Source organism: Arthrobacter sp. SLBN-100 (assembly GCF_006715305.1).
GTDB lineage: Bacteria > Actinomycetota > Actinomycetes > Actinomycetales > Micrococcaceae > Arthrobacter.
The window spans coordinates 1571487-1582305 of sequence record NZ_VFMY01000001.1 but is presented as its reverse complement, the minus strand read 5'-3'; the positions used below and the strand labels follow the sequence as shown (position 1 = coordinate 1582305).

Here is a 10819-nt window from a genome sequence, read left to right as displayed (position 1 = left end):
CAGCGTCGAGCGGGATCTTGGGCAATTACTGATGGAAAACTTGGGGAATCCTTGATGGAGTGGTTTTTTGCATTGCCAAGCCTTGCAGGCGCTGTCGCTGTGCTCATGGCGCCAGGGCTGCTTTTGGGATGGGTACTAGGCCTTCGGCACGTATGGTTAGTTTCGTTTGCACCAGTCCTGACTGCCTCACTTATTGCAGTGTCCACGCTCGCCTGCTGGTGGTTGAAAGTCCCGTGGAATATCGGCGCGTTCAGTGTCGCCTTGGTGTTGATAGCTGGGCTCCTCCTGGTCGTGGTCCGTTTGATGAGCAAGCGATGGCCGGCGTGCTTTGTTTGGAGGCCGGAGGGCCAAACTGCAGGCATCGGATATTGGATTGCTCTCTTGACGGCCGGGCTAATCTTGACATTGCGCTATGCCCAGATTGTCGAGCGCCCGGGGAACATCAATCAGGGCATTGATACGCCGTTCCATGTCAACTTCGTACAGCAAATCCTTGATTCCGGTGATGGCTCGCCTTTTTCCGTCCAAGGTATGACCGGGGAGTCGTCCGGGTTCTATCCTCAGATTTGGCATGCAATGGCAGCGTTGACCGCGCAGGTGACGTGGTTGCCCGTAGTCCCAGCTGCTAACGCCCTCAACTTCGCGATAGTTGCCGTCGCCTGGCCACTTGGCGTGCTTCTTTTTGTCTATGTGGTTGTTGGGCCGAAGCTTGTTGCCCTGCTGGGTGCTGCAGTTGCCAGCGCCGGATTCTTCGCCTTCCCGTTCACCGTGATGCAGAGCCAGAAGAGTGACTTTGGGCCGCTCTTTCCCTACATGCTGGTGGTGACTTTCTTGCCGCCGCTGATTTCGGTGTTGGCCGCGGTGTTGAAATTTGGCCGGGTGGCGCCGATGCCATGGCCGTTGGCCACAGTTACGCTGACGCTCGGGCTTCCCGGGCTTGTTTGCACCCACATGTCAGGCGTGGTGGCTCTCGTCGGACTTTCATCGTTCTTCGCAGCCATGGCTGCCGTACGCTCGTTCAGGGAACTCCGGCGACGACGGTCGGATCCCTTTGGATACCTTCAGTGGACGGCGCTTTGGATTAGCGTGTTCGCGGCTGGTCTCATGATTTGGGGTGTTGTCCGCCCTTGGACCACCACTTGGGATCCGATTGATACTCTGCCAGCCGCAGCAGCGAGTGTGCTTTTGGCGGCACCCACGCACGGCGAGATCGCGTGGGGACTCGCTGCATTGACCCTGGTTGGAACGGGGGTGCTAATTCAAAGCCCGACCGAACGCTGGTTTCTGGCGTCCTATGCGGGCGCAGTGGCACTGTATCTAGTGGCGGCCGTGGTTCCAATCCCAATTGTTCGCGAAATTATTATCGGGGCTTGGTATGGTGACCCGCCCCGGCTTGCTGCGCTTCTGCCGATGTTCTGGGCCATATTTGTGGGGGCAGCCGGAGTATGGATCTTCGAAGGTCTTGCCCGGTACCGCGTCAGATGGCTCCTTCCGGCCGGCATTGGGGCGTTAGCGGCATCTGTGATCATCTGGCCAACGAATTCAGAGACGACGCCTGGGCGGGAGCGAACTTATGCATCAAATGATGCCTCCCCCCTGCTAAGTCCGGACGAAGTCCGACTATTGAGCCGGATTAGTGCTCAGGTGCCGCCGGACGCAGTCATTGCCAATAACCCTTGGGATGGTAGTTCCACGGCCTATGCCATTGCCGATCGCCGCGTACTCTTTGCACACGCTTCCACTGGCTCCAACGCGGATCGGCTCTTGGCGGCGAAGGAGCTGAACCAAGCTAGCCCCGACTCTGACGTCTGCCAGGCTGCAAAAAGGGAGAATATTCAATTCCTCCTCGACTTTGGCGGTCACTATATTGATCCGAAACGTAAGGAAGTCAATGACTTCCCCGGTCTGGACGTTCCAGAACGCTCACCCGCTTTTGTTAAGGTTGACCAAGAAGGTGAAGCGGCATTATACAGGTTTGTCGGATGTGACGGATAGACCCTGTCCCAGAGCCCCCGCAACAACGTACTGGCCAGCAGTTTCAAGCCCGGCCAGACCCATCCCATACACTTGACCGGTGTCTAGATTATTTGGAACCGACGGTGTCCGGGGGCTGGCCAACGGCCTGCTGACAGCAGAGCTGGCCATGCAGTTGGCCCAGGCGGCCGCCGTCGTACTTGGCCATGACCGCAACTCCAACGGGTCCCGGCCGCGCGCCGTAGTGGCCCGGGACCCGCGCGCCAGCGGCGAGTTCATCGCCGCCGCGGTGGAGGCCGGCCTCTCCAGCTCCGGTATCGACGTGTACGACGCCGGCGTCCTCCCGACCCCAGCGGCGGCCTACCTTGTGGCTGACCTGGACGCGGACTTTGGCGTGATGATCTCCGCCTCGCACAACCCCGCGCCGGACAACGGCATCAAGTTCTTCGCCCGCGGCGGCCAGAAACTCCCCGATGAGGTGGAGGACGCCATCGAGGCACAGATGTCCAACGAGGCCGTCCGCCCGGTCGGCGCCGACGTCGGGCGCATCCAGCGCTTCTCCGACGCCGAGGACCGCTACATCGTCCACCTCCTCCAGACGCTGCCGCACACCCTCGAAGGCCTCACTGTCGTCCTCGACTGCGCCCACGGGGCCGCGAGCGGCTGCTCGCCCCAGGTGTTCAAGGATGCTGGCGCCAATGTCATTGTCATTGGTGCTGACCCTGACGGCCACAACATCAATGACGGCGTCGGCTCGACCCACCTGGGGCCCCTCAAGGAAGCGGTGGTCAAATACGGCGCAAATCTTGGAATTGCCCACGACGGCGACGCCGACCGCTGCCTCGCAGTGGACCACGAGGGCAACGAAGTGGACGGCGACCAGATCATGGCCATCCTCGCGGTCGCCCTGAAAGCATCAGGCAAGCTCAGGGACGACGTCCTGGTGGCCACCGTCATGAGCAACCTCGGGCTCAAGATCGCACTCCGCGAAGCCGGTATCAGCATCCGTGAAACCGCTGTGGGGGACCGCTACGTCCTCGAGGAGATGCGCGACGGCGGCTTCAACCTGGGCGGCGAACAGTCCGGCCACGTCATCTTCGCGGACCATGCCACCACCGGCGACGGGGTCCTCACCGGGCTGCAGCTTGCCGCCCAGATTGCCCTGACCGGTAAGACGCTCAAGGAACTCGCCTCCGTGATGACCAAGCTTCCCCAGGTGCTCATCAACGTCAAGGGTGTAGATCGCACCAAGGTGGGCAGCAACGAAGTCCTGGCCCAGGCCGTGGCTGCGGCGGAAGCTGCCTTGGGTGACACTGGCCGCGTCCTGCTCCGCCCGTCCGGCACCGAACCTGTGGTGCGCGTAATGGTGGAAGCCGCCGACGAAGAGACCGCCCAGTCCATTGCGGAACATCTCGCCCAGGTGGTCCGCGCAGAACTGGCACTGGAGCTGGTCAGCGAATAGATCCAGCCACCACCAAAAGCGGCCCGCCTCCATCAGGAGACGGGCCGCTGGTTTAGGTCGAAAGAGTCAGGGCGTGCGGCTCTTCAGCGCGTCGCGGATCTCCGTGAGCAGCGCGATCTGCGGGTCCTCCGCCGACTCCTTCTTCACGTCCTGGTTAATCCCCAGCCGGCGGTTCCGGCGCTCGATCATCAGGTTCATCGGCATCACCACCACGAAGTAGATGGCCGCCGAAATCAACAGGAAATTCACGATCGCGGTCAACAGGACACCGAACTCGATGACGTTGCCGCCGTGCTCGTCGAGTGGAAGCCTCGCGAAGCTGTCGAAGTTGGGGGAGCCCACAATCGCGGCAACGAAGGGCATCAGCACCTTGTTCACCAGCGCGGTGACTACAGCGCCGAAGGCCGTACCGATGACAACGGCCACAGCAAGGTCAACAACATTGCCCTTCATAATGAAGTTCTTGAATCCAGTCAGCATAGGAACCAAACTAGCGCAGATCCCATTACCGGACTTGCTAGGAACTGCTGATCAATGGAGACAACAGCATGAGCCCGGTGCCACAGAAGCGGCCAGCGGGTCGGTAGGCCGTATCGGCATGCCGTGTATCACCCGCCGTCTCAGGTAGCGGCTGCGGGATTCTTTTGCGCTCGGAAGGCCAGGTCCAAGGCCCAGTCTTGGGGAGCTGAGGGACCAAGCTGCCAAACGTACTCGTTTTTGAGCTTCGCGCCGTCAGATTTGAACGGGCCGGTGTGCAGCGGGTAGAACGCAATCGTGGGCAGGCTGGTGTCCGCCGATGTAAGGATTGCGTTGTTGAAATCGCCGTTCATGGCTCTCAGTTGCGCAAGGATGTAGTTTCTGTACGCGACCTGGTCCAAGGTGCGCTCATGGGTAGCTTTTGCGGTGAGCTGCAGCGCGATGTGCAGTTGCCGGTTTCCTTGCTCGTCTTCGAAACTGACGAGGCGGTGGTTTTCGACGGCTGCGAGAAGGCTCCGGTCGCTGCTAAGGACGTCGCGCAGGGCATCCGGTGCTACCACCGCGCCGTTGAAATCGACGGACAGGTCGCTCCTGCCGTAGTGGAAGAGCAGGGGGAGATCGAGGAACTGCTGACGAATCACATGGTCGAGCCCGAATTCCTTGAGTACAGCGTTGAGGTGGCGCACGCGCAGCACGTGCCCGCGGTCATGGATGTTGTACCGGATCCGCGGGTTGACGTTCTCTTTCCGCACGATCGTGACGATCAGTTCGCCATCCGCATTTGTTTCCAGGAGGTAGTCGTAGGGGTTGAACTGGAAGATCATCGGGAGCACGCCGTACTCGTCCTGCTTGGTGAGCCGCGCGGACAGTGCCGGATCCGCGGCGATGGCCTGACGGAGCGCCACTGTGTAGTCAGTCTCTATTGCAATGTTGATTTCCAGGTCGGAGGCCCCGTAGGAGCCGAAAGCGCTGTGGGCGTACTTTGTGATGTGCCCCCGCATGTTCTCGCTGATGCCCTCGCCGCCGAACGCCGCGACGATGTCGTAGTCTTCCCAATCGATGCGTTCATCTTCGAACAAAGCCTTCAGGAAGGGCGGGTAACTGAGGATGATGTAGGTGTAGTCCGTCCCAAATTCGAGCATCGTGGCGATGACCTTGTTACGGTCCGGCCCGATGGATTTGATCATGGTGACATCCGTGAGGGAAGTGCTGACGTTCATCCCCGTCGCCCATGCGCCAAGGGAGAAGCAGTTGAGCACAAACGGTTGCTTCTTGAGCGTCTCAGCAGTCCTCGAAAAACCAACCTGGAGCAACTGCCGGGTGGCGAGGCGTTCCTCCAGGCCTCGCACCCAGCTGGTGGGAACACCTGAGCTTCCGGACGATTCGTCCACTACGACCCCGTGGCGGGGAAGAACGCCGCCCACGCTGCGGGCAGGAATGGCCCAGCGCTTGATATAGCTGTCCTTGTCCATTTCCGGGAGCGCTGCGAACGCCTGCGTCAGCGTATTGCCACTGAGGGAGAGCTTTCCGGGTACCTCATGTTCGGCGAGGAACTCGCGATAGGCAGGCACTCGTTTAGCCGCCATTTCAAAGGTCCGCCACGCCCTCCACCGCCCGGCGGTCCATCGGAAAGGTTCGATCCCAGGCATGAGCAGTATCCGGTGCGTGGAAATCCTTGGGGTGAACAGGCCAACGAACCTGTCCATCAGAAAAACGAATGCGAATACGAACGTTTTATTCACGGAGGGGCTCCTGTAGTGATGTGTCCTCAGGCAATGGACTAAGCAGGGTCGAGGTGGCCGGGCGGCGGTGCGCGGCTGGAGGAGTGGCGCTGTATCCGAACCTGAAGAGCATCCAGGCCATTCTGCCCGCGGTTTCATTGATTCCCGCCGCCCGAACGAATTCGGCGTGAGAGGCCGGGTTGGTGATGACAGTGCCGAAGGGATGAAGACACACGCCTTTTTCAGAGAAGAATAGCCAGACCCGCATGAACGTACGCCCGGCTTCCAAGTAATCCGCCGGTTCGTCGAACGGGCCTTCGAGCCACCCGAGCTGCCGCACCCCGCGCATGGTGCGCAAGTAGATGGCTCTGATTAAGCCGCCGATTACGGGGAAGGACCACAAGCCGCGGTGCCGCATGGCGAAACGAAGCACGGGACCCGGCATGATCATGGTTTCTGCACTCAGACCGTCGGCCAGCGCGGCCGCTTCCTCCTTCGAGAACCGCAGCCAATGCATAATCTCGGCGTAGACGGCATCATTGCGCAAGTCGGAAAACAGGGTCTTCTGATTGATTTGCACAAGTAAAGAAACAATGCGGGCGTCGGTAGTCGAGCGGAATTTGTATCCTTGCGCGGCGGCGATTGCCGACGCCCCCGTGAGAATCTCATTGCCCACAATCCTGCTGTCATAAGGACGGCGGGAAGTCATTCTGGACCGGAAGGCCACGAACCGATGTTGAGCCGCGGACTGCAACTCGTCGTCCTCGGGGACGGGTTCCAATCGCACTGTCCCAATACGATGCAAGCGGTCTGCGGCAGCGAAATCCATTTCCGAATGTTCGAGGAATTCTATTGTCCTGTAGCCGCGGGCTGCCGCGACCACAGATAAGGACTCTAAGAAGACGCCTGCACAGACATGGCCAAAAGGGATACCAAACGATTCGGCAGGCAATCCGAGGTCAAGATCATAATAAACAACTGCCGCCGTGTCACTGATGGCCCTCAGCTTGATCGGCTGGGAGTTATGCGGTGAGGGATACCAGCGAACGTCCTCCACGAGGTCGAGCCAAAGGGCTCCGGCATCCATAACCATGTCGTCAATCTATGAGACGCAGCTATCAATAACCATGTAGGTGGCACAAATCCTTCGCAAGACTTGAGGAAGCAACGGCATACGAGCAGACGGAAATTAAGCGTGTCAGAATTTGCAGTCTAATTCGGCCGCTTGTCACAAATACCCCGGCGCCGCGTCGACCGCGAAGTACTCCTCCAGCGTGAAAATGCCGCGGCTCACCATGTCCGTGGCAGCCTCCACCCCGATGTACCGCAGGTGCCACGGCTCGTAGTAATACCCCGTGATGGGGTGGAACATCCACGGATACCGCACCACAAACCCGAACCGGTGCCCGTTCGCCTTGACCCACACGGCCGCGGGCTGGTCCGCGAAGCACGGCTGGAAGCTGCACGCGCCACCGCCGTCGGCGATATCGAACGCCCAGCCGGTCTGGTGCTCCGAGTAACCGGGCCGCGCGCTGGCCGTATCCGCGTCGGCCTGGCCCCGCGAGGCGACGTACCCGTTGTAGGTGGCCACCTGCGTCCCATAGGAGCGGTACCCGCTCGCCAGGACCATTGCCACCCCTTCCTGCGCCGCGGCCGCGAACATCGCCTCAGCGGCGGCCGCCGTCGTGCTGTTCAGCAGCGCGGACTCCCCGGACGCAGTCGTCGCGATGGCGGGCTGCACCAAATCAGCCGGCACGTAGTCCGCCGGAACCAGCGGCCGGTGCTTGTTGACTACCAGCCACGGGCTCGACGGATCAGTGAGGGAGAGCTGCCGCGGCAGGGCTAAGGAGGGCGACGGCGTGGGGGACGCCTCAGGAGGTGGGGGAGCCGCCGCGGTGCCCTCCGCCGTCGTGGTTGCCGGCGTGACGGAAGGCGACGGTGACGCAGCAGGGGAGGCCGACGACGGCGCCACCGGCTCGGGTGCCGCAGGCGTGCAGGCAGCCAGGACAGTGAGCCCTGCTCCTGCGGCGAGGAAGCGGGCGAAGCTGCGCCGGCTGGTCGCCGTCCCTGCGGCTCCGGCGGCAGGAGCGCAGTGGTAGCACACCTGTGCTAAACCTTCCGGAGCAGCATGCGGCGGATCGAGTGGTCTATCTCTTTGGTGAGCACCAGCTGGGCCCGGCCACGCGTGGGGAGGACGTTCTCCTCCAGGTTGGGCTCGTTGATCCGCTTCCAGATGTCGCGCGCGGTGCTCTCAGCCTCGTCATCGGACAGGCTCGCATACCGGTGGAAGTAGGACTCCGGCTGGGCGAAGGCCGTGCTGCGCAGCTTCCGGAACCTGTCCACGTACCACTCTTCGATGAAGGAGGTCTTGGCGTCCACATAGATGGAGAAGTCGAAGAAATCGCTCAGCGCCAGCCCCTGCTTGCCGTCATGCCGCGGCCGGGCCGGCGCCAGGACGTTCAGCCCTTCCACGATCAGCACGTCCGGCCGGCGGACCACCACTTCCTTGCCCGGAACGATGTCGTAGGTGACGTGCGAGTACCAGGGCGCCCGGACTTCCTCGGCGCCGCTCTTGATTTCGCTCACAAAACGCAGCAGAGCCCGGCGGTCATAGGACTCCGGGAAGCCCTTGCGCTCCAGCAGCTGCCGCCGCTTCAACTCCGCCAGCGGATACAGGAAACCGTCCGTGGTGATGAGTTCCACATTGGGTGTGCCGGGCCAGCGCCGCAGCATTTCGCGGAGCACGCGGGCGATGGTGGACTTGCCCACGGCCACAGATCCCGCCACGCCGATCACAAACGGTGTGCGCTGGGTCTGTTCGCCCAGGAAGGTGGTGGTGGCGGCGTGCAGCTGGCCGGCGGCCTCGACATACAAGTGCAGGAGCCTGGAAAGCGGAAGGTAGACCTCCCGGACTTCCTTGAGGTCCAGGGGGTCGCCAAGGCCGCGGAGACGGAAAATATCCTCCTCGTTAAGAGGCTGTTCCATCTCGTCAGCGAGCCGGGACCAGGTCTGCCGGTCCAGCTCAACGAACGGGGAGACACCTTCGCCGTTCGCCTCATTGCGTTGCACAGTCACGTTAGAGATTCTGCCCCGCGCCCGGCACATAGCGAAATGCGTGTGCGCTGGAGCACACCGGGAGACGCAACAGAAGCGGCCCCGTGCCCCGGCGTCCCGGTTTAGATCTGAAGCACCCCTGCCGATAGTCTTGAGGCTATGTGTGGAATCGTAGGATACGTGGGCCGTTCTGGTAACGGCGGAAGTCACAGTGCGCTGGACGTGGTCCTTGAAGGACTGCGCCGCCTGGAGTACCGGGGCTATGACTCCGCAGGGGTCGCTGTTGTGTCCCAGGGCTTGATTGAATCCCGGAAGAAGTCGGGCAAGCTGAGCAACCTGATTGCCGAGCTGGAAGCCCATCCGCTGCCGGAGGCGGCCACCGGGATCGGCCACACGCGCTGGGCCACCCATGGCGGGCCGACGGACCGGAACGCCCACCCGCACCTGGCCGACGACGGCAGGCTCGCCGTCATCCACAACGGCATCATCGAAAACTTTGCCGAACTCAAGCTTGAACTGCTGGACAAGGGCGTGAAGTTCCTGTCCGAGACGGACACCGAAGTGGCGGCGGCGCTGCTGGCGGACATTTTCCGGAACAAGCTCGGCGGCGATACGTCCAACGGCGGCCTGACCCGCGCCATGGAGCTTGCCTGCCAGCGCCTGGAAGGCGCCTTCACCCTGCTCGCTGTCCACGCGGAACAGCCCGACGTCGTGGTCGCCGCCCGCCGCAACTCACCCCTGGTGGTGGGCCTGGGCGAAGGGGAGAACTTCCTGGGCTCGGACGTGTCCGGGTTCATCGACTACACCCGCCGCGCCGTGGAGCTGGGCCAGGACCAGATCGTCACCATCACCGCGGACACGGTGGAGATCACCGACTTCTACGGCAACCCGGCTGAGGGCAAGGAATACCACGTGGACTGGGACCCGGCCTCGGCGGAGAAGGGCGGGTTCAGCTCGTTCATGGAGAAGGAAATCCATGACCAGCCCGACGCCGTGGCGCAGACCCTGCTGGGCCGTTCCGACGTCAACGGCAAACTGACCCTGGACGAGGTCCGGATCGACCCGCAGCTGCTGAAGCAGGTCAACAAGATCATCGTGCTCGCCTGCGGCACGGCGGCCTACGCCGGCACCGTGGCCAAGTACGCGATCGAGAACTGGTGCCGGATCCCCACCGAGGTGGAGCTCGCGCACGAGTTCCGCTACCGGGACCCGATCCTGGACGCGAACACCCTGGTGGTGTCCATCAGCCAGTCCGGCGAGACCATGGACACCCTGATGGCCGTCCGCTACGCCCGGGAACAGGGCGCGAAAACCATCTCCATCTGCAACACCAACGGCTCCACCATCCCGCGCGAGTCCGACGCCGTGCTCTACACGCACGCCGGACCGGAAATCGCGGTGGCCTCCACCAAGGCGTTCCTGGCCCAGATCACCGCCGCGTACCTGCTGGGCCTGTACCTGGCGCAGCTGCGCGGGAACATCTTCTCCGGCCAGATCAAGGACGTCCTCGCGGACCTGAATAAGATCCCCGCCAAAATCCAGAAGATCCTGGACAACGCAGGTCCCCTCCGCGAGCTCGCCCGCAGCATGGCCAACGAGAAGTCGGTGCTGTTCCTGGGCCGCCACGTCGGCTACCCGGTGGCCCTCGAGGGCGCTTTGAAGCTGAAGGAAATCGCGTACATCCATGCCGAGGGCTTCGCCGCGGGCGAGCTCAAGCACGGCCCCATCGCGCTGATCGATGAAGGCCAGCCGGTGTTCGTGGTGGTCCCGTCCCCCCGCGGCCGCGAATCGCTGCATGCCAAGGTGATCAGCAACATCCAGGAAGTCCGCGCCCGCGGCGCCCGCACCCTGGTCATCGCCGAGGAAGGCGACGAAGCCGTCAAGGCGTACGCCGAGCACGTCTTCTACGTCCCCGAAACGCCGGTCCTGCTCATGCCGCTGCTGACCACTGTCCCGCTGCAGATCTTCGCCGCGGAACTCGCCGCCGCCAAGGGCTACGACGTGGACCAGCCCCGCAACCTCGCCAAGAGCGTCACCGTGGAGTAACTGCTTGTCTTCGGACAGTTGAAACCCCGGGTTTAACTACCCGGGGTTTCCGTTTTTAACGTCTCCTGCGCTGCGCCTAACCTCT

At 62.4% G+C, this 10819-nt stretch carries 8 protein-coding genes; 3 read left to right on the top strand and 5 right to left on the bottom strand.

Features of this window, described 5'->3' with window-relative positions; all coding sequences use genetic code 11:
* Nucleotides 1–54: 54 nt before the first annotated feature.
* Both FBY31_RS07280 and glmM read left to right on the top strand, forming a co-directional pair.
* Nucleotides 55–1995: a DUF6541 family protein gene (locus FBY31_RS07280; protein WP_327436917.1), complete on the top strand. Its 1941-nt coding sequence runs from the start codon at nucleotides 55–57 to the stop codon at nucleotides 1993–1995.
* A gap of 79 nt (nucleotides 1996–2074) precedes the next feature.
* The gene (gene glmM, locus FBY31_RS07275) at nucleotides 2075–3436 is read left to right on the top strand and encodes a phosphoglucosamine mutase (protein ID WP_142038705.1); all 1362 of its coding nucleotides are present in this window, start codon (nucleotides 2075–2077) and stop codon (nucleotides 3434–3436) included.
* Between the two features lie 66 nt (nucleotides 3437–3502).
* On the opposite strand, the gene mscL is transcribed toward glmM, so the two are convergent.
* The 5 genes from mscL to coaA form a co-directional block, all read right to left on the bottom strand.
* Complete coding sequence (gene mscL, locus FBY31_RS07270) at nucleotides 3503–3916, bottom strand: large conductance mechanosensitive channel protein MscL (RefSeq protein ID WP_142038701.1); 414 nt, start codon at nucleotides 3914–3916, stop codon at nucleotides 3503–3505.
* 140 nt (nucleotides 3917–4056) lie between these two features.
* A complete protein-coding gene (locus FBY31_RS07265) occupies nucleotides 4057–5499 on the bottom strand; it encodes a phenylacetate--CoA ligase family protein (RefSeq protein ID WP_235012959.1) in 1443 nt (480 codons plus the stop codon).
* A 148-nt stretch (nucleotides 5500–5647) separates the two neighbouring features.
* A complete protein-coding gene (locus tag FBY31_RS07260) occupies nucleotides 5648–6727 on the bottom strand; it encodes a hypothetical protein (RefSeq protein WP_142038698.1) in 1080 nt (359 codons plus the stop codon).
* 135 nt (nucleotides 6728–6862) lie between these two features.
* Nucleotides 6863–7738, bottom strand: a complete 876-nt coding sequence (locus FBY31_RS07255) for a M15 family metallopeptidase (protein ID WP_142038695.1) — start codon at nucleotides 7736–7738, stop codon at nucleotides 6863–6865.
* 5 nt (nucleotides 7739–7743) lie between these two features.
* Entirely contained in the window at nucleotides 7744–8739 is a 996-nt protein-coding gene (gene coaA, locus FBY31_RS07250) for a type I pantothenate kinase (RefSeq protein WP_200833328.1), read from the bottom strand.
* Nucleotides 8740–8847: 108 nt separating this feature from the next.
* Here coaA and glmS point away from each other — a divergent pair, with 108 nt between their 5' ends.
* On the top strand, nucleotides 8848–10734 hold the full coding sequence (glmS, locus tag FBY31_RS07245) for a glutamine--fructose-6-phosphate transaminase (isomerizing) (protein ID WP_142038689.1): 1887 nt from the start codon (nucleotides 8848–8850) through the stop codon (nucleotides 10732–10734).
* Nucleotides 10735–10819: the final 85 nt, after the last annotated feature.